The following is a 22,788-nucleotide window of genomic DNA, read 5'->3' as shown; positions in this document are numbered from 1 at the left end:
CGTGACATGAATATTGGTTTTATCGGACTGGGCGTCATGGGTCGCCCGATGGCGGAACACCTGATAGATGCCGGCCACACGCTGCATCTGAGCCGCGTCAAGGAAGCCTCGCAGCACCTCGTCACCAAGGGCGGCAAAGCCGTCCATGGCGCCAAGGCTGTCGCTGAGGCCTCCGACATCATCATCCTGATGCTGCCGGATACGCCTGACGTCGAAGCCGTGCTCTTCGGCGAAGGCGGCGTCGCCTCCGGCCTTTCCTCTGGCAAGCTCGTCATCGACATGAGCTCAATCTCACCTGTCGCCACCAAGGATTTTGCCCGGCGCATCGAAGCGCTCGGCTGCGATTATGTCGATGCGCCCGTCTCCGGCGGCGAAGTCGGCGCCAAGGCTGCCTCACTGACGATCATGGTCGGCGGCAAGGAAGAAGCCTTCGAGCGCGCCCGTCCCCTCTTCGAGAGGATGGGTAAGAACATCACGCTGGTCGGCAGCGTCGGCGACGGCCAGACGGCCAAGGTCGCCAACCAGATCATCGTCGGCCTGACTATCRAAGCCGTCTCCGAAGCACTGCTCTTTGCCAAACACGCCGGCGCCGATCCGGCCAAGGTGCGCGCAGCCCTGATGGGTGGCTTCGCCGCCTCGCGCATCCTCGAAGTGCATGGTGAGCGCATGGTCAAGGAAACCTTCGACCCTGGTTTCCGCATCCGCTTGCACCGCAAGGACATGACGCTYGCGGTTGACGCTGCCCGCGCGCTCGATCTGTCGCTGCCGAACACGGCGGCCACCCAGCAGCTCATGAATGCCGCCGTTGCCAATGGCGACGGTGAACGCGACCATTCCGCCCTCATCCGCACGCTCGAGCTCCTCGCCGGAGGGCCGCGCTAGATCAGGACCACCTAGAACACCCGGACGACATCTTCGATTGCTTCCTGCCGGAGCCTTTTCTCCGGACGGCGAAGCCATGTCCGGACATCGATAGAGAAGGACAGGACAATGCTTAGAAACGATATCCAATTCCCTTTCGGCGCCGTCTATTTTCGCAAGTCCAATCCGCCCCGCGACGATTGGGAACGCGACTACACGACGGCAGGCGAAGATGGCCTGAACATCTTCCGCCACTGGTTCATGTGGAGTGCGATCGAAGTCGCTCCCGGTGTCTACGACTGGGAGGAGTATGACCGCCAGCTCGATCTCGCCGCCAAGAACGGGATCAAGACGGTCATTGCCGAACTCATTCATGCCGTACCGGACTGGGCGGTGCGCAAATATGCCGATGCCCTGCAGGTCAATGCCGACGGCACCAAGCTCGGCTCCTATATGGGCGTTTCGGCAGCGACCGGCGGCTTTTCCAACAATGGCGGGGGCGCCGGCGCACTGACGCTCAACTGCCCTGAGGTGAAGGAAGCCGCCGGCAAGTTCCTGACGGCACTTGCCACGCGTTACAAGGACCATCCGGCGATCTATGGCTATGACGTCTGGAACGAGGTCAACTATTCCGCCGATGTCGATTACAGTAGCTATGCCAAGGCCGCCTTCCGCAAATGGCTGGAGAAGAAATATGGCAGCCTGAAAGTGCTGGCCAAGGCATGGCATCGCTACAGCTATGCAGAATGGGACGATGTCGAGCCACCGGTTCACATGGCTCCCTACCCGGAATGTATCGACTGGCTGCAGTTCAAGCGCGACAATTTCTATGGCCAGATGCAGTGGCGCATCGACACGATCCGCGCCGTCGATCAGAAGAATGTCATTGCCGCGCACGGCATATCAGGCGCGATCCCGAACATGGCCGCCAATGGCTGCGACGACTGGCTCGCCGCCTCCAAGGTGGAAATCTACGGCTTCACCTGGATTCAGGCGCGTAAGGGCACAGAACCGTGGAAGACCTGGTACGGCGTCGATATCAATCGTGCCGCCGCCCGCGGCAAACCCTTCTGGCACGCAGAGCGCCAGGGCGGTCCGCTCTGGCTGCAGCCGCAGGTGATCGGCCGCGACAAGGAAGACGGCCGTGTCGCCGAGCCCGAGGACATCAGAATCTGGAGCATGACCTCCTTTGCCGGCGGCGCTCGCGGCGTCTTGAACCTGCGCTGGCGCCCGCTGCTCGACGGCCCGCTCTTCGGTGCCTTCGGTGCCTATGGCATGGACGGCAGCCGCACGCCGCGCTCCGACATGCAGAGCGCCATAGCGAAATGGGCGAATGACCCGGCTCAGAAGACGCTCTGGGACGCAAAGCCCGTTCGTGGCGAGGTCGGTATCCTCGTCGTCCCGGAAACGCAGGAATGGGATTACCTTCTGAACTACGACCGCAAGGAAAAGCCCTATCCCGAAGCCATGTGGGGCGCCTATCGCGCCTTCCTCGGACAGGGCCTGCAGCCGGATTGGGTCCATATCGACGATATCGACGCCTACGATTTCCTCTACTTCCCCTACCCGATCATGTTCACCGCCGAGCAGGCAGCCCGCCTGAAAGCCTGGGTGGAAAAGGGCGGCACGCTGATATCAGAAGCCTGCCCCGGCTATTTCGGTGACCGCGGCCATGTCGGCCAGGTGCAGCCGAATATGGGGCTCGACGAAGTCTTCGGCGCTCGTGAGGAAGAAGTGGAATTCATGCCCGATATAGGGGATCGCATCCATTTCAAGTTCGATGATATGGCCGTCGATGGCGGCGGTCTCCTACAGTCCTACCGCCTGACCGACGGCACCGGGCGCGGCGCTTTCGATGGCGGCCGTCTTGCCGTCGTCGAAAACCGCTTCGGCAAGGGTCGCACCCTGCTGATCGGCACCAATCCCTCCGTCGCCTTCTACCGCACCAACGGCAAGGCCAATGCCGCGTTCTTCGCCGAACTGGTGAAATGGAGCGGCCGGACGCGTCATGCGAGCTTGTCCAACGACGCGCTCTTCGCCCGCATCCACAAGGGCGAAAATGGAAGCTTCCTCTGGCTGGTCAACCCGACACGCAAAGTCCAGACGACGACGGTCACGCTCGCAGCCGGAAAATTGTCGGGCGGCAAGCCGGCTTGGCCTGTCAACCATGCCTATGATGCCGAGCGTATCGAAGTGCCGGCCTGTGATGTCCTGATCCTGCCGATCAGCTAAGCAATTCCAGCAAAACTGTGCTGCGGTTTTGCGCCTGGAATTGCGCCAAAACAAAGAGATAGAGCATCTGGTATTTCGAAGAAAACCGGATGCTCTACTAGCGGACGGCAAGCTGCTCGACCCAGCCGCCTTGCGAAAGCGCGGCTCGGTCGAGTTCGCTTTCGATGCGACCGGCCTGCATCAGCACGGCCCGGTCGCACATATGCGCGACGACGCCGGGATCGTGGCTGACCAGCACGAATGTCATGCCATGCGAGGCCTTCAGGTCGTTCAGCAGGTTCAGGATCTCGGCCTGCACCGAGACATCGAGCGCCGAGGTCGGCTCATCGAGCAGCAGCAGCTTCGGCTTCAGGAGCAGCACACGGGCGATTGCTACACGCTGCCGCTGCCCGCCGGAAAGCTGGTGCGGATAACGTCCGGCAGCAGCAGCCGGCAGACCGACCTGATCGAGCGCGATACGCACCTCATCCTCGACATTGCGCGCACCCCGCAACGCTAGCGGCTCCCCGAGAATGCGTGAGATGCGATGGCGCGGATGCAGCGAGGAATAGGGATCCTGAAACACCATCTGGATGTTGGATCGCAACGCCCCGGTAATCTTCTGACCCGGCTGCAGCGCCTCGTCGGAAACCCTAATGGAGCCCTGCCAATGGGTGTTCAGCCCGGCAACGGCACGGAGCGCCGTCGTCTTGCCGCACCCGGAGGGACCAATCAGCCCAAACGTTTCGCCCGACGCAACCTCGAAGCTGACACCACGCACGGCGGTAAAACCCTTGCCGTCAGCCTGAAAGGTAACGGAAAGATCGGAAACGGAAAGCGCACTCATGCCTCGCCTCCGTAGACCGGCAGTCGTGTCCCGTAGGTCGCAGCCGAAGGCCGCGCCGCCCAGAGCGCCCGCGTATAATCCGATCTGGCATTGGCAAGATCCGCAGACGCCATCTGCTCCTCAATCTTCCCGTGCCGCATGACCATGACCCGATCGGCATAACGCGATACCTGCTGCAGGTCGTGGCTGATCAGCAGCAGCCCCATGCCGAGCTCTTCCGTCAACGACCGCAGCAAGGTCAGGATCTGGTCCTGCAGACCGCGATCGAGTGCCGAAGTCGGCTCGTCGGCGATCAAGAGTTTCGGCCGGTTGATCAGCATGGCGGCGATCATCACACGCTGCCCCATGCCGCCCGAGAGGGCAGCAGGATAGCTCGAATAGACACGCTGCGGATCGGGCAGACCGACTTTATCAAGCATATCGAGCGCCCGTTCGCGCCGTTCGACAGCAGAAAGCTTCGTGTGCAGAAGCAACGCTTCTTCCACCTGTCGGCCAACCTTATGGGCCGGATTCAACGAATATTTCGGATCCTGCAGGATGAGCCCAAGACTGCCGCCGCGCAGCCTGTTCCAGCTGGATGGGGCCAATGTCGTCAGCTCGTGCCCATCGAAGGCGAGACGCTTTGCCCTGACCTCCGCCCGGCGCGGCAATAACCCCATGATCGCCCTGCCCGTCATCGATTTGCCGGAGCCGGACTCACCGACCAGTGCCACGACCTCGCGACCCACCGAGAACGAAATGCCATCGACGACGCGCACCTGCCCCTCCTCCGATGGAAAGGCGATCGACAGATCCTCGACGGAAAGCAGCTGCTCAGTCATGGCGCGGATCCAGAATATCGCGCAGACCATCGGCCAGCAGGTTGAACGCGAAGGAGGTGATCAGGATGGCAAAGCCAGGCACGGCCGCCACCCACCATTGATCGAAGATCACCTGCGTGCCCTCCGAGACCATCGAGCCCCATTCCGCTGTTGGCGGACGCACACCTAGACCGAGGAAACCAAGGCCGGCGGCAGCAAGAATGATACCCGAGAGATCGAGTGCCAGACGAATGATCGCCGAAGGCAGCACCAGCGGCAGGATATGCCCCCAGAGCAGCCGCACGCCGCGGATACCAACCATTTCGGCCGCCGCCAGATAATCGCTGCGTCTGAGCGCCGCCGTTTCGACGCGGGCCTGGCGCGCATAGGCGGGCCAGCTCGTCAGCGCCAGCGCCAGCGCACCATTGATCAGCCCCGGCCCCATGATGGCAACGAAGGCGAAGGCGAGCAGCAGTCGTGGAAAGGACATGACGATATCGGTGATCCGCATCAGCACGCGCTCGGTGATGCCACCGAAGAAACCGGAGAGGATACCAACGAGAATGCCGAGTGGCGCCATCAGCAGCACCACGACCAGCACCAGCAGCAATGTCGGCCGCGCACCGTAAATGATGCGTGACAGAATATCCCGACCGAAACCGTCTGTACCGAGCCAGTGCGCGGCATCAGGCGGCATCAGGCGATTGGCTGTCTCCTGCAGGTTCGGATCGTAGGGCGCAATCAGCGGCGCCAGCAACGCTAGCGCCAGAATGAAGAGCACCACCGCGCCGCCAGTCGCTGCGGAAGGCGAACGCAGCACGCGCCGCAGGAAAGATGGACCGCCTGATGGCGCCTGGACGATCGCGCTCATCGCTTCTTCCCTGATTCCAGCCGCGCTACGCCGAGATCGGTCAGCGCGTTGAGAAGCACGAAGGAGGCGCCGACCACAAGCGTCGCCCCGAGGATCGCCGGCATGTCGCCGGCAAACATCGCCGTCGTCAGGTAACGGCCGATGCCTGGCCAGGCAAAGACGGTCTCTGTCAGCACCGCACCCTCCAGCAGGCTGGCGTAGGAAAGGGCGATGACGGTCAACAACGTGCCGGAGACATTCGGCAGGATATGGACGAAGACAATGCGGCGGAGACTTGCGCCCTTGGCCCGCGCGGTCGTCACATATTCCTGGCCAAGCTCGGTGAGAATCGCAGCGCGCGTCAGCCGCGAAATTGCAGCAAGCGCGTGGAAGGCAAGCACGATCGCCGGCAGCGCCAAATGCGCCAGCGCATCGCGAAAGGCGCCCGCCTTGCCCGATATCCACGTATCAACAAGGGCAAAGCCGGTGACCGATTTGACCGTATATTGGAAGACGACATCGGCCCTGCCCGGCCCCGGCGCCCAGTGCAGCCGTGCGTAAAACAGGAGCAGCATCAGCAGGCCGAGCCAGAAGATCGGCACGGAGTATCCGAAAAGCGAGACGAAACGAGCAAGCCCGTCCACCCACGTCCCCTGTCGCATGGCGGCGGTTATGCCGAGCGCCAGTCCTACGCCGGCACCAAGGATGATCGCAGCCGTAGCAAGCTCTATCGTCGCCGGAAAAGTCCGGGCAATGTCCTTCGCCACCGGCTGGCCGGTCGAGATCGACTGCCCGAAATTGCCGGATAGTGCCGTCTCGACATAGCGGAAAAATTGCACCGGCAGCGGCTGATCCAGCCCAAGCTCCAGCCGCGCCTGCTCATAGGTGGACTGGCTGGCATGATCGCCGACAAGCTGCAGCGCCGGATCGATCGGCGACAACCGCGTCATCGCAAAGGTCACCAGCGCCAGCCCGAAAAGCGTCAGCGCAAAGGACCACAGCCACTTCGAAAGCGGCCAGACGAACGACAACTCCCGCCAGCTGTTGCGCTGACGGGAGTTGGTCATGTCGGCATTATCAGTCGTTGCCGTTTGCGGCACTTATTTCGCTACCTTGTCGTAATAGACCTGGTCTGCGTTGAGACCTTGGGCATAGTTCTTCACCTTGTCGCTTAGCACGACCTGGTCATTGCCTTGAAGCATGAAAACGAAGGGCGAGCTTGCCTGGATCTTCTTCTGCAGATCCTGATAGAGCGCGGCGCGCTTGGCGGCATCCTGCTCCTTGACGGCTGCAAGCGTCTCGTCGGTCAGTTCCGGGATCACCCAGCCGGCCTGCTTGGCAACGGTATTGGCCGAGTTGTCCTTGTTGATTGCAAAGGCGCTGGCGTTGGAGTGGGCGTCGAAATAATCCGGGATCCAGTAGCGCAGCGTCATCTCGAACTTGCCGGCGCGGCCGCGGGCATAGATGTCGCTCGCAACACCCGGCTGGATATCGAGCGTGATGCCGGCCTGGGCGAAGGTGGACTGCAGCGACTGGGCGATCGACAGGAACGGCTGGTCGTTGAAGACGATGAATTCGATCTTGAATGGCGTCTTGATGCCACCATCGGCAAGGATCTTCTTAGCCTTCTCGACATCGAGCTTGAAGGGCGTGTCGCTGAGTGCGCCGGGGAAGCCGTTCGGCAGGAAGGCCTGGTGAACGCTGCTCTGGCCGCGCAGCAGGTTCTTGGTAATGCCGTCATAATCGACGAGATAACGCGCCGCTTCCCAGAAAGCCGGGTTGCCGAGCGTCGGATTCGCCTTGCTGTTCAGCAGGATATAGTCCTGGCGGGCCGAGGGGACGGAGAGCACCTTGATGCCGCTCTTGTCCTTCAGCGCCTCGATCTGGTCGGCAGACAGGCCGCGGGCAATATCGGCATCGCCCTGCTCGACGAGCAGGCGGCGGGCGCCAACATCAGGCACGTTGCGGATAATGACGCTTTCGAGCGTCGGCTTGTCGGAGGAATTGGCATTGGCCTGCAGCACCAGCGCCTCATGCGGCGTGTAGGTTGCGATCGTATAAGCGCCGCTGCCGGCCGAATTGGTCTTCAGCCAGCCATTGCCGAAATCATTGTCCTTGGCCTGCGGCGAAACTGTCTGCTCGTCGACGATAGAGGCGATCGGCGCCGTCAGGATCGAGAGCGCGAAGCCGGAGCCGACATCCGCCGTCCAGGTGAGCTTGACATGCTTGTCGTCAACCTTGGTGATCGCGGCATCGACATTGTCGGCCTTCCAGCCGAGTTCGTTGAGGATGAAGGCCGGCGACTTGTTGAGCTTCACGGCGCGCGTCAGCGAGAAGATCACGTCTTCGGGGCGAACCGGATTGCCGGAGGCGAACTTGGCGTCGGCGAGCGCAAAGGTCAGGCTCTTGCCATCGCTACCTGCTTCCCAGGAAGCGGCAAGTCCTGCCTCGATCTTGGTGCCGTCATCGCGGTTGGACTGCACGAGACGCTGATAGATGTTGTTGAAGGACTGGACGGTCGTGAGCTCGAAACCTTCAGCCGGGTCGAAACTGACAGCATCGTCGATCGACTGGGCGACGACGAGCACATCAGGCGGCGTCTCGGCGTGAACAACCGGCGCGCTGAAAGCGAGCGCCAGGCTGAAGACGGTGCCGAGCAGCTTGGCGCGGCTGGAAATGATGGACATGGAAAACTCCCCTTGGGTGATGAAAAAATCAGTTAGCGCCTTCGGCAAAGGCCTCAAGCTCGGGATCGAAATCGACCTCGACAACGTTGATGTAGACGGCAGTGGCGATCATAATGCCGGCAAAGGCGACGAGATCGACGAGAATCTTGGTGTCGTAGCGTACCTTCAGTTCGGCCCAGATATCGGCGGGAACGGCCTTGGAATCGGCAACAATCGCCTTGCCAAAACGTTTAAGCAGCAATTCGCTTTCGCTGAGTTCCAGAGCATCCGGGTTGAATCCGTTCTTGATCAGCGCACGACGAAAGAAGGTGACGGCGATATCCGACTTCAGCGCCTTGGAAATCGAATGCGAGAAGATCCAGATCTCGCGATCGCTGACGGCGGGGTCGAGCTCAGCCCGAAGCGTGAACCATTCGGCATAGATGCGGTGCGCTTCCGGCGAATGCAGCAGTGTCCGCTTCATATTGGTCATGTTGCCGCGAACCCGCACCTCCTCGTCATGCGCTGCGCGAATCTCTTCGGAAGCGGTGTCGTAATCGATGTGAGGAAGCTGGCTCATGCGGATTGCTCTTTCTTTGTGCGATTAAGGCTAACGAGGTGGCGAGATATTGTGCAGTCCATATTCATCCAGCTTTTTCGCCTTTTGACGAAAATTATTCCGCGGAACGTTGCCGGCAAAAACGAACTTTTCGCCACAGATATATCAGCATTTCCGTATCGGGCGTTCTTGACATCAGCGCGCACAAACGACACGATGAAACCGGTTTCAATCGTACATAGGGARTGATCGTGCGGTTCGACCTTTCGATCCTCTTGCCCCATCTGGGCTTTCTCGCGCAAGGCGCGCTACTGACGGCCGAAGCCTGTGCTCTGGCGCTGATCGGCAGCGTCATCATGGGCGCTTTCGTCGCCATTGCGCGCACGTCTTCCTCCGCTCTTCTGCGCAGGATCTCCTTCGTCTACGTCGATATCTTCCGCAACGTGCCCTTCATCGTGCAGCTGTTCTTCTTCTATTACGGCCTGCCCGAGATCGGCATCTATATCGATGCCTTCACCACGGGTGTCGTGGCACTGTCGATTGCCGGCGGCGCCTATGCGTCCGACGTGATCCGCGCCGGCATCCTGGCAATCGATCCCGGCATTATCGAAGCCGCTGAAGTCAGCGGCCTTTCGCGCCGGGTAACCTTCACCAAGATCGTGCTGCCGATCGCGCTCAGAACCTCCGTTCGCCCGCTCGGCTCCGTGCTGATCAACATGATCCTGACATCGTCGATCCTCTCGACGATCACGCTGAACGAGCTGACCGGCTCGGCTCAGATCGTCGTCTCGCAGACTTACAGGCCCTTCGAGGTGTATGTCGTGCTGCTCGTCGTCTATGCCGTGCTGACCTATCTCGTCTCGCTCGGAATCGCCCTCCTCCACCGCCGCCTGAACCGCGACATGATGGAGGCTGTAGCCTGATGCGTTTTTCCGATTTCACCCCCTTCGATATCTGGCTGCTCCTGCAGGGCCTCGGCGTCAGCCTCGGTCTGTTTCTCTCGACGTCCCTCATCGGTCTCCTGATCGGCACATCATGGGCGATCTGCCGCTTCTACCGCGCGCCGGTGCTGACCCCGGTCATCACTTTCATTGCAGAACTCCTGAAGAACTCGCCCGTTCTGGTGCAACTCTTCCTCGTCTTCTTCGGCCTGCCTGGTCTCCTGCATATCCGCATCACGCCGACGACGGCAGCGATGATCACGCTGTCTGCGAATTCGGCCGCCTTCGTCTACGTCATCGCGGTCTCGGCCATCGAATCCATCGGCCGCGACCAGATCGAGGCCGCCCGCGTCTTCGGCCTTACCCGCTGGCAGGTTCTGCGCCATGTCGTGGCACCGCAGGCCATGGCCTTCGCCATCGGCCCGCTGACCGCCCTTCTCGTCAACCAGCTGCAGGTCACCTCGCTGATCTCGGTCATCGGCGTCGTCGATCTCACCAAGATCGGCAACATCCTGAACCTGCGCACGCTGAAACCCTTCATCGTCTGGACGGTGGTCGGCCTGCTCTATTACCTCTGCGCCAAGCTGCTCGCATGGCTCGGCGCCCGCTTCGAAAACCGCCTCAGGGCGCATGCCGCCTGGAGAGGGCTTTAATATGCTCAAAGTAGAAAACGTCAAAAAGGCCTTTGGTCCTACGACCGTTCTCGATGGCGTCAACCTTACCATCAATCCCGGCGAGGTCGTGTCCATCCTCGGCTCCTCCGGCTCCGGCAAATCGACGCTGATCCGTTGCATCAACGGCCTGGAAAAGTTGAACGGCGGCAGTATCACCGTCGATGATTTCGACGTCGGCAAGCCGAAGGAATTGGCCGAAGCCCGCAAGCGCTCGGCTACCGTTTTCCAGCTCTTCAATCTCTATCCGCACATGACCGTGCTCGGAAACGTGACGCTGGCTCCAGTCGAAGTGCTGAAAAAGCCGCGTGCCGAAGCCGAAGCCACCGCCCGTGCGCTGCTGCAATCCGTCGGCCTCGGAGACCGCGCCGATGCCTATCCGGCCCAGCTTTCCGGCGGCCAGCGTCAGCGCGTCGGCATTTGCCGGGCGCTTGCCATGCAGCCGCGTTACCTGCTGCTTGATGAAGTCACCAGCGCGCTCGACCCGGAAATGACGGCCGAAGTGCTGGCTATCCTCGCCAAGCTAGCAGCCGAAGGCACAACCATGCTCTTCGTCACCCACGAGATCGAATTCGCGCGACAGATTTCCAACCGCATCGTCTTCCTCGACAAGGGCAAGCTGCTCGTCGATCTGCCGACTGCGGATTTTTTCGCCGCCGAGGGCGGCATGACCAACCCGCGTATCGCCCAGTTCCTGTCCAAAATGCGTAAAGATTAGAGGTATTCATGCTGCTCTTGGCCAATAAAGAAGCCTGGCCCGGTTTCCCGACGACGGTGCAGATGCTGCGCGAAGGCGCTATCAGCCTCGACGCCATGGTCGCCGGCATCAGCAAGGTGGAAAGCGAAGTCCGGGTTCGCAGCGTCGGTTACGGCGGCTGGCCGAACATGCTCGGCAATATGGAACTCGACGGCGCCGTCATGGATGGCAACACCCGTGATGTCGGCACTGTCGGCGCCGTGCCGAATACGCTGCCGGTCGCCCGCCTCGCCCACGAAGTCATGAAGCGCCTGCCGCACGTGATGTTGACCGGCGATGGCGCTCGCCGCTTTGCCAGTGAAATCGGTTTCTCCGAAGATGACGTGCTCTTCGAAGACAGCAAGCGCGTCTGGTGGGAGCGCCTGGAAAAGGAACTGTCACCGGAGGAATTGGCGAAATTTCCCGATATCCCGTTGGCGCCGCTCAGCCGCACCATCACCGACCCGGAGCGTGTACGCGACACGACCGTCTTCCTGTCCGCGGACCCCACACGCGGCATCCACGCCGCGACCTCCACGTCCGGCTGGGCCTGGAAATATCCCGGCCGCCTTGGCGACAGTCCGATCCCCGGCGCCGGCTTCTATGCCGACAGCCGTTATGGCGCGGCTGCCTGCACCCATACCGGTGAGATGACCATGCGCTGCTCGACTGCGCGCACCGTCGTGCTGGCGCTCAAATTCGGCTATTCGCTTTCCGACGCCGTCAAGCTGGCGGTCGAGGAGCTCAATGAACTGTCCTCCGGTTTCCTGGCCGGCGTGGTCATCCATGCTGTCGATGCCAAGGGCAACCATGAGGTCGTGAATTTCAGATGCGAGGGCGAAATCCGCTACTGGCTCTGGGAGGACTCGATGCCCGAACCGGAACTTCGGGCCGCGAAACAGGCATAATCAAGAAGAGGGAAATGGAACCATGAAACGCATTCTCACAGCCATTGCCGCGCTGGCCGTCGTTGCCGGCTCTGCGCTTCCGTCCTTTGCCGGCATGCTCGACGACATCCGCTCACGCGGCGTCGTGCGCATCGGCGTATCGCTTGGCGGCGAGCCGATCGGTTTCCGCGACGCGCAGAACAACCCCGTCGGTTACGACGTCGATGTCGCCAACCGTCTGGCCGAAAAGCTCGGCGTACCGGTCGAATTCACCGACGTCTCGGGCGATGCGCGCATCTCCATGCTGGTTTCCGGCCAGATCGACGTGGCGATCGCCAATACCTCTGCCACGCTCGAGCGCGCCAAGGTCGTCGACTTCTCGATCCCCTATAACCGCGCCGGCCTGCGCGTTATCGTCCAGAAGGACGCCGGCATCAAGGAACTGAAGGATCTCTCGGGCAAGAAGGTTGTCGTCGGCCGTGGTACGACGGGCGAGACATTCCTCAAGTCCGCCGTTCCGGATGCGCAGCTCGTCTATGTCGACCAGTTCGCTCCCGATGGCGTACTGCAGCTCCAGCAGAAGCGCGTCGATGCTGCGATCGAAGATTCCTCGCTGCTGGACTATCTCGCCACCAAGAACCCGACGCTGGTTACGCTCGCCGGCCTCTATTCCAACGACCCGATCGGCATGGCTGTCGCCAAGGGCGATCCGGAATTCGTCCGCTGGCTCGACATGTTCGTTTCCGACTACATCCAGTCGGGCGCTTATGAAGCCAATTACAAGAAGTGGTGGGGCGCAGAAGCCAACCCGCCGGCTCTGAACCCGCAGTGGTAGGATGATCCTCACAGGCCGCCTTCGGGCGGCCTGTTTGCTGTCAGGAGGTCATTTCTATCAGGCGGTCAGGCGCGGAAAATAGGTCGTCGGCACGATGACCGGTGGCTGGCCGGGGTGAAAATCGCCAGGATTTGCGATGAAATCCACGATGTGCTCGACATAGACACTCTTGTCGTAACCGATCGAGGAAATCGGATAGGCGTCGAAATCGGTGAGCGAGAGATTGTCGAAACCATAGAGCCGGAAACGTGTCGGCCGGTTGCGGGGAAAATCGGCGCGGCAGACATCGAGAATGCCCATGGCCATCGCATCTGACGTGCAGAAGATCGCATCCGGACAATCAGCGCCAGCCAGTTCCTCTGCCGCCGCATGCCCGCTCTCATAGGAATAGTCGCCTTGCACCGTGCGCACCAGTTCTATGCCGCTCTCCGCGAAGGCCCGCTTGTAGAAGCCTATGCGCGCCTGTTCCATCGGCGAGGACGAACGGCCGGTGACGAGACCCGCCCGCTTCACGCCCTTCTTCGCCGCATCGGCGACGGCTTCGGCAATGCCGCTGCCCTCGTCGGGCATGACGACGGGCGAGAGATCGTCATGCAGACCGTTCAGCATGACAACGAGATCGGAGCGGAACATGCGCCTGACAGTCGGAGCGTCTGCAAAATCCGAAAAGACCAGTGCCGCATCGACATGATAGGCAACGCCGTTGCGCAGGAACTCCTCGACGCGGGCGACCGAGCCGATGCGGATCATGATGACCTGCTTGCCGATCGACTGGATCTGGTCGAGCAGCCGGTCGAAGAGATCGAGGTCCGAAAGATCATGGATGTGGTTGACGACGACCGCGATGAGGTTGACCGTCTTGGTCGTCAGGCTCTGCGCCAGGAGGTTCGGTTTGTAACCGAGCCGGGCGGCCGCCTCGACCACTCTCTCACGCTTGTCCGCCGAAACCGGTCGCGGCTCGTTGGAGAGCGCCCGGCTGGCAACCGCTCGCGACACCCCGGCCAGCTTTGCAACATCGGCAATCGTCGGAGCGGCATCGCGGCCATTGTTCTGTGTCATATTCGAGCACTTTCCAACCTGTCATGGCGTGATAGCGCACAGTCGTGCATCTTCGCTATCGGAAACTTGCAATCATCCACTTTCATGGCACTGAAACCGGTGCCACAGCCCTTTTTCGTCGATGCCAGCCTGAATGGAGGAACCGCATGGCAATCAACCTCGCACCCGTCACCCTGCCAGATTTCGGACCTGTAACCGCCGATCAGCCACGGATCCCGGCCGAGACCTATGCCGCCCGTGCCGATGCCGCGCTGAAAGCCGCCGGCACCGACTGGCTCGTCGTCTACGCAGACCGCGAGCACTTCGGCAACATCATGTTCCTCTCCGGTTTCGAACCACGCTTCGAGGAAGCGCTTCTGCTGCTCGGCCCCAAGGGCAAGCGTGTCGTCATCACCGGCAATGAATCCGAAAGCTATACGGTTCTCGCCGGGCTGCCCGGCGTCGAAGTACTGCGGGCGCAAAGCTTCAGTCTGATGGGCCAGGACCGCAGCCGGAACCCGCGCCTTGTCGATCGCCTGAAAGACGCCGGTATTGGCAAGGGCCAGAGCATCGGGCTCGTCGGCTGGAAATACCTTTCGGTGGAAGAGGACGAAGACCACGCAAACTGCTTTTTCGTTCCCGACTTCATCGTCTCAGTGCTGCGCCGTCTCGCCGGCAGCGTCACCGACGCGACCACCGTCCTGATGCATCCGGAAAACGGCCTGCGCTCTGTCGTCGATGTCGATCAGCTCGCCGCTTTTGAATGGGCCTCGGCTCGCTGCTCGCGCGCGCTCTGGCGCGTCGTCTCGGGCGTTCGTGAAGGCGACAGCGAGTTCGAAGCGCTCGGACGGCTTGGTTATGAAGGCGATCCACTCAACGTCCACACCATGTTCGCCTCCGTCAGCAAGGGCGAAAACATCGTCGGCCTGCGCAGCCCGACGGCGCGGCGCATGAAGAAGGGCGATGGCGTCACAACTGCGCTCGGCTACTGGGGCGCCCTCTCCTCGCGCGCCGGCTTGCTGACCGATCATGATGAGGCCTTCCTCAAGCCCGCCAAGGCCTATTTCGAGGCGCTGATCACCTGGTACGAAACCGCCGATATCGGCACGACCGGCGGCGAACTCTTCACTGCCGTCACCGAAAAGCTGAAATCCGCCGGCCTGAACTCCGCTCTCAATCCTGGCCACCTCGGCAGCCACGAGGAGTGGCTGCATTCGCCGGTTCGCCCCGGCTCCACCGAGCGCCTGCGCTCCGGCATGCCCTTCCAGGTCGATGTCATCCCCGTGCCCATGCCGGCCGGCTGGGCGCTGAACTCGGAAGATGCGATTGCCTTTGCCAATGCGGATCTGCGTGACGCCATCCGCAGCCGCTATCCGGAAATGCATGCCCGCATCGCCGCGCGCCGCGCCTTCATGGCCGACAAGCTGGGCGTTGCCCTTAAAGAAACCATCCTGCCGCTTTCGGATACGCCGCTTTATCTGCCGCCCTTCTGGTTGAAAGCCGATCACGTGCTGATCCGCGAATGATGGATAAAGGACCGGCAGCCCTTGGCCGCCGGTCCTGCCTTGCCTAGATTGATCTGAAAGCAGGAGGAGCGGCATGAGCGACGATCACGACCACAAGCATATCGACTGGCGCGAACATGGCGTGAAGGTCATTCCCGGCAATGCGCTCGATCCGAACACCGCCCAGACGCCCGGCATGAACCGCGCAACCGCCATCAACAATGCACGCGCCGGCGCCGAGAAGATCTGGGCCGGCACGGTGACGATCCATGCCAATGCCAAGACCGGCGCCCATCATCACGGCGATCTCGAAAGCATCATCTATGTGGTGAAGGGCAAGGCCCGCATGCGCTGGGGCGAGAACCTCGAATTTACCGCCGAAGCTGGCCCTGGCGATTTCATCTATGTGCCGCCCTTCGTGCCGCATCAGGAAATCAATGCCAGCCGCGACGAGACGCTGGAATGCGTGCTCGTGCGCTCAGGCCAGGAACCCGTCGTGGTCAATCTCGATATCGAGCCGGTCGAAAAGCCGGAAAACGTGCCGTGGATCGATCCGATCCACAGACACTGAGACCAGTTTTCAGGCAGCGGCGAGGATCATCGCCGCGCCCCTCTCCGCCACCATCATCGTAGGCGCGTTGATATTGCCAGCCGTGATATTCGGGAAGACCGAAGCATCGACGATCCTGAGCCCATTGATGCCGTGTACCTTGAGCGATGCATCGACCACGGACGACGAGGCGTCCGGCCCCATCGCTGCCGATCCGCAGAGATGGTAGATCGAGCCGGAATTGCCGCGGAAATAGGTGAGCAATTCCTCGTCCGTGCGCGCCTCTACCGAAGGCGGCATCTCCATTTCGGTAATCGCCCGCAGCGCCGGCGCCTCCATGATACGCCGCACCAGCCGGCTGCCCTGGATCACCTCTTCCTCGTCATGGACGGTTCCGAGATAATTCGGCCGGATCTGCGGCGCGTCCGTCAGCTCTGGGGAGACGATGTTGATCGAACCGCGGCTCGTCGGCCGGCACGAGTTGAAGGCCAGCAGAAAGCCCGAATAGGGCTCAGGCTTCAATCCCGCCTTCGGATCGGTCGGAATGCGATAGGAGAGCGGATTGAAATAGAGCTGGATATTCGGCCGCTCTTCCTCAGGGCTGCCGCGCAGGAAGGCGCCAGCCTGATTGACGCTGAGCGCCAGCGGTCCCCGTCGCGTCAGAATGTAACGCAAGGCCTGCCGCGCCTGTCCGAAGATCGTGCCGAGTTCGTCATTCAGCGTCGGCACGGTGGAACGATAGTAGAAGCTGGCGCAGAGATGATCCTGCAGGTTCTTGCCGACCGCCGGCAGATGCCGGACGAACGGAATACCAAGGGATTGCAGATGCGCGCCGTCACCGATGCCGGAAAGCTGCAGCAGCTTCGGCGTATCGACGGCACCGGCCGAGAGGATGACCTCCTGCCGCGCCGAATAGCTGGTAATGCCACCCGGCCCGATCACCTCGACGCCGGTGGCACGCGCCTCCGCATCGACGATCACCCGGCGCACCCGGCTGTTGCGCAGGATCGCGAGATTGGGCCGCCCGAGCGCCGGCCGCAGATAGGCGAGCGACGAGGAAGAGCGCATGCCGTTGCGTGTATTGATGTCGTAGATGCCTGCGCCCTCGATGCTCTCGCCGTTGAAATCCGCATTCAGCGGCATTTGCAATTCGGAGCACGCCTCCAGGAAACGGTCTGTGATCGCATGCGACTGGCCGCGCATCGGCGTCACATGGATCGGCCCGCCGCCGCCATGATATTTGCTCTCGCCGCCCGCATGGGTCTCCAGCTTGCGGAAGAAAGGCAGCACGTCCTCATAGCCCCAGCCGAGATTGCCCGCGGCCTTCCAATCGTCGAAATCATCCGCGGCACCGCGCACGAAGATCATCGCATTGATCGAGCCCGAACCGCCCTGCACCTTGCCGCGCGGCGCATAAATGCGCCGGCCGTTCAGCGCCGCTTCCGGTTCGCTCCAGTACATCCAGTTGACCTTCGGATCGTAATAGGAGCGCGCATAGCCGACGGGAATGCGAAACCACGGCGAACTATCGTTGCCGCCGGCTTCGATCAGCAGCACATTGTGCCTGCCGCTCTCGCTGAGGCGCGCGGCCAGAATGCAGCCGGCCGAGCCGGCGCCGACGATGATGTAATCGTATGTCGTCATCTTCGTTCTCAGCCGCGGGCCGGGGCAAAAGCCTTCACGTCGGCGGGCTTGTCATCCATTTGCAGATGCAGTCGCTGCCCTTCGTAAGGCGAGTGTTTGGCGACGACATCGAGATTGAGTTCCACGCCCAGCCCCGGTTCGTCTGACGGGATCAGGTAGCCATCCTCGAAGTGCAGCGGCGTCTTCAGGATCTCCGCGTAGAAGCCCGAGAAATTGACGATCGCCTCATGGATCAGGAAATTCGGCGAGGACGCGGCAAGCTGGATGCTCGCCGCAGCACCAACAGGGCCGTTGTAGAGATGCGGCGCGATCTGCGCGTAATGCGCCTCCGCCATGCTCGCGATCTTCTTGGATTCCAGAATGCCGCCGGCACGCGCCACGTTCATCTGCAGGATCGAGGCAGCACCGGTTTCCAGCACCCGCTGGAACTCGTATTTGGTCGTCAGCCGCTCGCCGGTCGAAATCGGGATCGAGGTCTTGCGGGCAACTTCCGCCATCGCCTCTTCCTGCCCCGGAGGTACCGGCTCCTCGAACCAGAGCGGGTCATATTTCTCCAGCCGCTGCGCCAGCCGGATCGCCGAAGACGACACCATCTGACCATGCGTGCCGAAGAGCAGATCAGCACTGCTGCCGACAGCCTCGCGAATTCTGGCGCAGAATTCCTCGCAACGGTCCATGACGCCGAGCGAGACCTGATGGCCGGAATAGGCTGTATAGGGGCCGGCCGGGTCGAACTTTACGGCGGTAAAGCCCATCTCGACCATCTTCACCGCGCATTCGGCGGCAAGGTCCGGATCGTTATAGTCGTATTCGCCGGCCGCGTTCTTCGGGTAGAGATAGGTATAGGCGCGCAGCTTCTCATGCACGCGCCCGCCGATCAGCTTGTGCACCGGCTTGCCGGCCGCCTTGCCGATAATGTCCCAGCAGGCGATCTCCAGGCCAGAGACGATACCCATCATCGTCGGATCAGGCCGCTGCGTGAAGCCGCTCGAATAGGCAAGCCGCCAGAAGCGCTCGACATCATGCGGATCATGGCCGAGCAGGTAGCGCTGGAAGACATCCTCGATCAGCGGCACGAGCGCCTGCGGATGGAAGGCGGTCGAATAGATCTCCCCGACACCCTCAATACCGTCTGCCGTCGTCAGCCGCACGAAAATCCAGTACATGCCGCCGATATGCGGCGGCGGGACGGCGACGACATGGGTGGAAAGCGATGCGATCTGCATGGCCGTGATCCTCAATGCTTGAGTATGACGAGGCGCGTCTGGGTGAATTCGAGCATGCCGTGTTTGCCGTCGTCACCGCCGAGGCCGGAGCGTTTCCAGCCGGCGTGGTAACCCTGATAGGGATCGGCCGGGAAGCGATTGACGTAGAATTCGCCGGCCTCGATTGCGTCGGAAAAGCGCATGATCGTGCGGTGATTGTTGGTGAAGAGCACCGAGCTCAGACCGAACTGGTGGTCATTGGCAAGCGCCAGCGCCTCCTCGGTCGTATCGTAGGCAACGACGGGCAGAACAGGCCCGAAGATTTCCTCGGCGATGATCTCCATGTCCTGGCGGCAATTGGAGAGCAGCGTCGGTGGATAGAAGAAGCCCGCACCTTCCGGCAGGAGACCACCGGCCTCGATATGCGCGCCCTGCTCGACCGCCTTCAGGACAGCCTTGTGCACATTCGTCTGCGCTGATTTCGTCGCAAGCGGCCCGACGCGCGACGCATCAACCGAGCGGTCGCCGAAGGAGCGTGCGGCAAAGCCGGCCTTCAGCTTGGCAAGCAGCGCATCATGAATGGAGCGATGCACATAGACGCGCTCCGGCGCGGTGCAGAGCTGGCCGCAATGATTGGTCTTGGCGGCAACGAGCTGTGCGGCCACCGCATCGAGATCGGCATCCGGCTCGATGATGACAGGCGTCTTGCCACCCAGTTCCAGCGACGGCTTGGCGATATTCGCCTTGCAATAATCGAGCACGACACGGCCCGCCTGCAGGCTGCCGGTCAGCGTGATCATGCCGACCTTGGGATGGGTGCAGAGCGTCGCCGCAACCTCGTGCGACATGGTGAGAATGTTGACGAGCCCAGCCGGCAAACCTGCTTCGGCCACCGCTTCGGCAATCTCGAAAGCTGATGTCGGCGTCGAATTGCTCGGGCGCACGACGACGGCATTTCCGGCGATCAGCGCCGGGGCGATCTTGCGCACTAGTGTATAGATCGGGAAATTGAAGGGGATCAGGCAGGCGACGACGCCGATCGCCTCGCGCTTCAGAAGCAGCGTCTCATTGGCATTGTCGCTCGGAATGATTTCGCCTTCGATGCGGCGGGCCCATTCGGCGTGGTATCGCATCAGCTCGGCGCCATAGATCGCCTCGCCCGTCGCATCGGCAAGGCTCTTACCGGACTCCAGTGCCAGGGCGGCACCGATCTTTTCAGCTCGCTGCTCGATGACGGCGGCGAGCTTGCGCAACGCGTCGCCACGTGCAATCGCCGGCAGCGCACGCCATTCCTTCTGCGCCTTTGCCGCGGCTTCCACAGCCTCGATGGCCTCGGCAGCAGTCGCCGACGGCACCTTGGCGAACTGGGCTTCAGTTGCCGGATTGAGCACCGGCACTAGCGTGCCAGAAGACCGGAACTCTCCGGCGATGAAATTGCGATATTCCGTCATGACGGCATCCTCAGGACAATAGCTGACCACGCGCATGCCGGTCTCTGCCGGCCATGCGTTGAAACGAAACAGGGTGCCGACGCCCGGAAGCGGCGGCTAGAACGTGCTGCGGCCCGGCGCCGCGTCGAGAAGCGTTCTCGTATAGGGGTGCGTCGGCGCCTGCAGCACTTGGGCCGCACTGCCGCGCTCGACGATTTCACCCTTCTGCATCACCACGATCTCATCGCTGATCTGGGCAGCGACGCGCAGGTCGTGGGTGATGAAGACGATTGCGAGCTGCAGCTTCTCCTGCAGTTCGCGAAGCAATTTCAGAACCTGCGCCTGTACCGACACGTCGAGCGCCGAAACGCTCTCGTCGGCGATCAACACATCCGGCCGCATGGCAAGCGCCCGGGCAATGCCGATACGTTGCCGCTGACCGCCGGAAAATGCAGATGGCTTGCGCCAATAGGCGCTCTTCTGCAGGCCAACGAGATCGAGCAACTCCTCCGCGCGCCGTCGTGCCTCGCCCGCCTCGACACCGGCAAGCATGGCCGAACGGGCGATCATCGGCCCGACGCGCCGGCGCGGATTGAGCGAGCCGAACGGATCCTGGAAAATCATCTGGATCGACCGGCGGCGAGCCCGCAGCGGCGCCGGCGAAAGACCGAGAAGATCGGCACCCGCCACTTCTACCCGGCCGCTTTTCGGTTCGATCAGACGGATCATGGCCTTGGCAAGCGTGGACTTGCCGCAACCGGATTCACCGACGATGGAGAGAACCCGGCCCGGCGGCAATGTCAGCTCCACGTGCTTCAGAACCTGAACGCTGCCGTAGGAATGCTGCAGATCACGAACTGCAAGCACCGGCTCCGGGGTTGTCGGCGCGGCGGGACGATCATGTGGCGTCAGGCTCGGAACCGCTGCGATAAGCTCCTTGGTGTAGGGATGGTTCGGGGCCGTCAGCACTTGCTTCGCCTCACCGATCTCGACGATCTCGCCATGGCGCATCACCGCCACGCGATCGGCAATATCGGCCACCACACCGAAATCATGGGTGATGAAGACGATGCCGTGGTCATGCAGGTCGCGCAGTTCGCGCACCAGCTTCAGCACCTGCGCCTGCGTCGTCACGTCGAGCGCCGTCGTCGGCTCGTCCGCGATCAGCACGCGGGGGTTCATGGCAAGCGCCATGGCGATGACGACACGCTGGCACTGGCCGCCGGAAAGTTCGTGCGGATAGGCCTGCAGGATACGGTCAGGGTTCGGCAGATGCATGGATTCGACCAGCGCCCGGGCACGTCTCCTGCGCTCGGCGGCATCGAAATCCGAATGCAGTTCGAAGACCTCTTCGATCTGCGCCGAGACCGTCATCGCCGGATTGAGCGAAGCAATCGGCTCCTGGAAGATCATGGCGATATCGCTGCCTCGGATAGCGCGGAAGGCCCTTTCGGAGAGACCGACGAGATCGGTATCCCCAAGCATGACCTTACCGCCGGCAACCTTCAGCCCTTCCGCGACTGCGCCCATCAGAGCGCTCGACAGGACCGACTTGCCCGAACCGGACTCGCCGACGATACAGAGGATTTCCCGCGGCTTCAGATCGAAGCTCGCAGCTTTCACGGCGTAGGGCCGGTCGGCGCCCTTCGGCAGGGCCACGCTCAGATTTTCGACCCGAAGGATCTGCTGGTTTTCGTTGCTGCTCATGCGCGCCTCCCCTGCGCTTCCGAGACTTCCCGCAATCCGTCCGCCAGCAGGCTCAAGCCCAGCATCAGCGACGAAATCGCAAGGCATGGAAAAATCACGAGATGCGGGAAAGCGATCGCCATGGCGCGGCCTTCATTCACCATCGTGCCCCAATCCGGTGTCGGTGGCGGCAGGCCGAGGCCGAGGAAGCCGAGCGTGCCGATGGTGATCGCCGTGTAGCCAAGGCGCAGGCAGAAATCGACTGCGAGCGGCCCGCTGGCATTGGGCAGAATATCGAAGACCATGATGCGCCAGGTGCTTTCGCCCTGCGTCACCGCCGCAGCCACGTAATCGCGGCTTGCGACATCGATGGTGATGCCACGCACGATGCGGAAGATCGCCGGTGCACTGCCGAAGGTAACGGCGAGCACGATGTTGAAGGGCGAAGAACCGACCACGACGATGATGACGATATAGAGAACCAGCACCGGGAAAGAGAGCACCACATTGGCGATGTAGGACAAAACCGCATCGCCCCAGCCGCGCCAGTACCCGGCGACAAGCCCGAGTGCTACACCGACCACGTAGGCCGTCAGCGTCGCAAGTGTCGAGAAGATCACCACCGTGCGCGCGCCATAGATCAGACGTGAGAGAATATCGCGGCCGAGCTTGTCTGTACCGAGCCAGAAGATGTTACCGGATTTATCGGCCATACCAGGCTTTGCGAGTGGCAGCAGCGTGCGGATCGGATCGTAGGGCGCAAGCAACGGCGCGAAGATCGCCACCAGCAGCCAGCCGATCGTCAGGAAACCGCCGATCACGACGACCGGGTTGGAAAGATAGGGTTTTACAGCTTTCCGCATGGC

At 61.9% G+C, this 22,788-nt stretch carries 21 protein-coding genes; 9 read left to right on the top strand and 12 right to left on the bottom strand.

The genetic code is table 11. From position 1 onward, the window contains the following. The first annotated feature begins 6 nt into the window (after positions 1-6). Complete coding sequence (locus tag AC1DF8_RS20865) at positions 7-882, top strand: 2-hydroxy-3-oxopropionate reductase (RefSeq protein WP_478154765.1); 876 nt, start codon at positions 7-9, stop codon at positions 880-882. A gap of 108 nt (positions 883-990) precedes the next feature. Then, on the top strand, positions 991-3,093 hold the full coding sequence (locus AC1DF8_RS20860; protein WP_478154763.1) for a beta-galactosidase: 2,103 nt from the start codon (positions 991-993) through the stop codon (positions 3,091-3,093). Between the two features lie 97 nt (positions 3,094-3,190). Here AC1DF8_RS20860 and AC1DF8_RS20855 read toward each other — a convergent pair whose 3' ends face one another. The 6 genes from AC1DF8_RS20855 to AC1DF8_RS20830 are packed head-to-tail and all read right to left on the bottom strand — an operon-like array spanning position 3,191 to position 8,815. Next, the gene (locus AC1DF8_RS20855) at positions 3,191-3,919 is read right to left on the bottom strand and encodes an ABC transporter ATP-binding protein (RefSeq protein ID WP_478154761.1); all 729 of its coding nucleotides are present in this window, start codon (positions 3,917-3,919) and stop codon (positions 3,191-3,193) included. Beyond that, positions 3,916-4,740: an ATP-binding cassette domain-containing protein gene (locus AC1DF8_RS20850; RefSeq protein WP_478154759.1), complete on the bottom strand. Its 825-nt coding sequence runs from the start codon at positions 4,738-4,740 to the stop codon at positions 3,916-3,918. The genes AC1DF8_RS20855 and AC1DF8_RS20850 overlap by 4 nt, the downstream gene beginning before the upstream one ends. Continuing rightward, the gene (locus AC1DF8_RS20845) at positions 4,733-5,590 is read right to left on the bottom strand and encodes an ABC transporter permease (protein WP_113208969.1); all 858 of its coding nucleotides are present in this window, start codon (positions 5,588-5,590) and stop codon (positions 4,733-4,735) included. The genes AC1DF8_RS20850 and AC1DF8_RS20845 overlap by 8 nt, the downstream gene beginning before the upstream one ends. Next, positions 5,587-6,669: an ABC transporter permease gene (locus AC1DF8_RS20840; RefSeq protein ID WP_478154757.1), complete on the bottom strand. Its 1,083-nt coding sequence runs from the start codon at positions 6,667-6,669 to the stop codon at positions 5,587-5,589. The genes AC1DF8_RS20845 and AC1DF8_RS20840 overlap by 4 nt, the downstream gene beginning before the upstream one ends. Continuing rightward, positions 6,670-8,256, bottom strand: coding sequence for an ABC transporter substrate-binding protein (locus tag AC1DF8_RS20835; protein WP_113204112.1), 1,587 nt, complete (start codon positions 8,254-8,256; stop codon positions 6,670-6,672). A gap of 28 nt (positions 8,257-8,284) precedes the next feature. Next, entirely contained in the window at positions 8,285-8,815 is a 531-nt protein-coding gene (locus AC1DF8_RS20830; protein ID WP_478154755.1) for a carboxymuconolactone decarboxylase family protein, read from the bottom strand. A gap of 230 nt (positions 8,816-9,045) precedes the next feature. On the opposite strand from AC1DF8_RS20830, the gene AC1DF8_RS20825 reads away from it, so the two are divergent. Genes AC1DF8_RS20825 through AC1DF8_RS20805 form a run of 5 tightly spaced genes read left to right on the top strand, consistent with a single transcriptional unit; the run spans position 9,046 to position 12,864 of the window. Next, positions 9,046-9,717, top strand: coding sequence for an amino acid ABC transporter permease (locus tag AC1DF8_RS20825; protein WP_112971313.1), 672 nt, complete (start codon positions 9,046-9,048; stop codon positions 9,715-9,717). Continuing rightward, positions 9,717-10,388: an amino acid ABC transporter permease gene (locus AC1DF8_RS20820; RefSeq protein ID WP_183847384.1), complete on the top strand. Its 672-nt coding sequence runs from the start codon at positions 9,717-9,719 to the stop codon at positions 10,386-10,388. The genes AC1DF8_RS20825 and AC1DF8_RS20820 overlap by 1 nt, the downstream gene beginning before the upstream one ends. A 1-nt stretch (position 10,389) precedes the next feature. Further along, a complete protein-coding gene (locus AC1DF8_RS20815) occupies positions 10,390-11,124 on the top strand; it encodes an amino acid ABC transporter ATP-binding protein (protein ID WP_018114488.1) in 735 nt (244 codons plus the stop codon). A gap of 8 nt (positions 11,125-11,132) precedes the next feature. Then, positions 11,133-12,050, top strand: a complete 918-nt coding sequence (locus AC1DF8_RS20810; protein ID WP_113204116.1) for an isoaspartyl peptidase/L-asparaginase — start codon at positions 11,133-11,135, stop codon at positions 12,048-12,050. A 22-nt stretch (positions 12,051-12,072) separates the two neighbouring features. Continuing rightward, entirely contained in the window at positions 12,073-12,864 is a 792-nt protein-coding gene (locus tag AC1DF8_RS20805) for a transporter substrate-binding domain-containing protein (RefSeq protein ID WP_113116746.1), read from the top strand. 57 nt (positions 12,865-12,921) lie between these two features. Here AC1DF8_RS20805 and AC1DF8_RS20800 read toward each other — a convergent pair whose 3' ends face one another. After that, on the bottom strand, positions 12,922-13,923 hold the full coding sequence (locus tag AC1DF8_RS20800; protein ID WP_183847386.1) for a LacI family DNA-binding transcriptional regulator: 1,002 nt from the start codon (positions 13,921-13,923) through the stop codon (positions 12,922-12,924). A gap of 146 nt (positions 13,924-14,069) precedes the next feature. On the opposite strand from AC1DF8_RS20800, the gene AC1DF8_RS20795 reads away from it, so the two are divergent. Together AC1DF8_RS20795 and AC1DF8_RS20790 are read left to right on the top strand one after the other, a co-directional pair. Beyond that, entirely contained in the window at positions 14,070-15,428 is a 1,359-nt protein-coding gene (locus AC1DF8_RS20795; RefSeq protein WP_478154751.1) for a M24 family metallopeptidase, read from the top strand. Positions 15,429-15,501: 73 nt separating this feature from the next. Next, positions 15,502-15,978, top strand: coding sequence for a cupin domain-containing protein (locus tag AC1DF8_RS20790; RefSeq protein ID WP_112971247.1), 477 nt, complete (start codon positions 15,502-15,504; stop codon positions 15,976-15,978). 9 nt (positions 15,979-15,987) lie between these two features. Here AC1DF8_RS20790 and AC1DF8_RS20785 read toward each other — a convergent pair whose 3' ends face one another. The 5 genes from AC1DF8_RS20785 to AC1DF8_RS20765 form a co-directional block, all read right to left on the bottom strand. Then, entirely contained in the window at positions 15,988-17,601 is a 1,614-nt protein-coding gene (locus AC1DF8_RS20785; protein WP_478154749.1) for a GMC family oxidoreductase, read from the bottom strand. Between the two features lie 8 nt (positions 17,602-17,609). After that, complete coding sequence (locus tag AC1DF8_RS20780; RefSeq protein WP_478154747.1) at positions 17,610-18,827, bottom strand: mandelate racemase/muconate lactonizing enzyme family protein; 1,218 nt, start codon at positions 18,825-18,827, stop codon at positions 17,610-17,612. A gap of 11 nt (positions 18,828-18,838) precedes the next feature. Continuing rightward, positions 18,839-20,257, bottom strand: a complete 1,419-nt coding sequence (gene aldA / locus AC1DF8_RS20775; protein ID WP_478154745.1) for an aldehyde dehydrogenase — start codon at positions 20,255-20,257, stop codon at positions 18,839-18,841. Positions 20,258-20,353: 96 nt separating this feature from the next. Then, entirely contained in the window at positions 20,354-21,943 is a 1,590-nt protein-coding gene (locus tag AC1DF8_RS20770) for a dipeptide ABC transporter ATP-binding protein (RefSeq protein ID WP_478154743.1), read from the bottom strand. Beyond that, positions 21,940-22,785, bottom strand: coding sequence for an ABC transporter permease (locus tag AC1DF8_RS20765; RefSeq protein ID WP_113014891.1), 846 nt, complete (start codon positions 22,783-22,785; stop codon positions 21,940-21,942). Before AC1DF8_RS20765 ends, AC1DF8_RS20770 begins: the two co-directional genes overlap by 4 nt. Positions 22,786-22,788 lie beyond the last annotated feature (3 nt).

This window comes from Rhizobium sp. 05N49, assembly GCF_056396805.1.
Note: the sequence above shows the minus strand (reverse complement) of the source record. Positions and strands in the feature narration are given on the sequence as shown.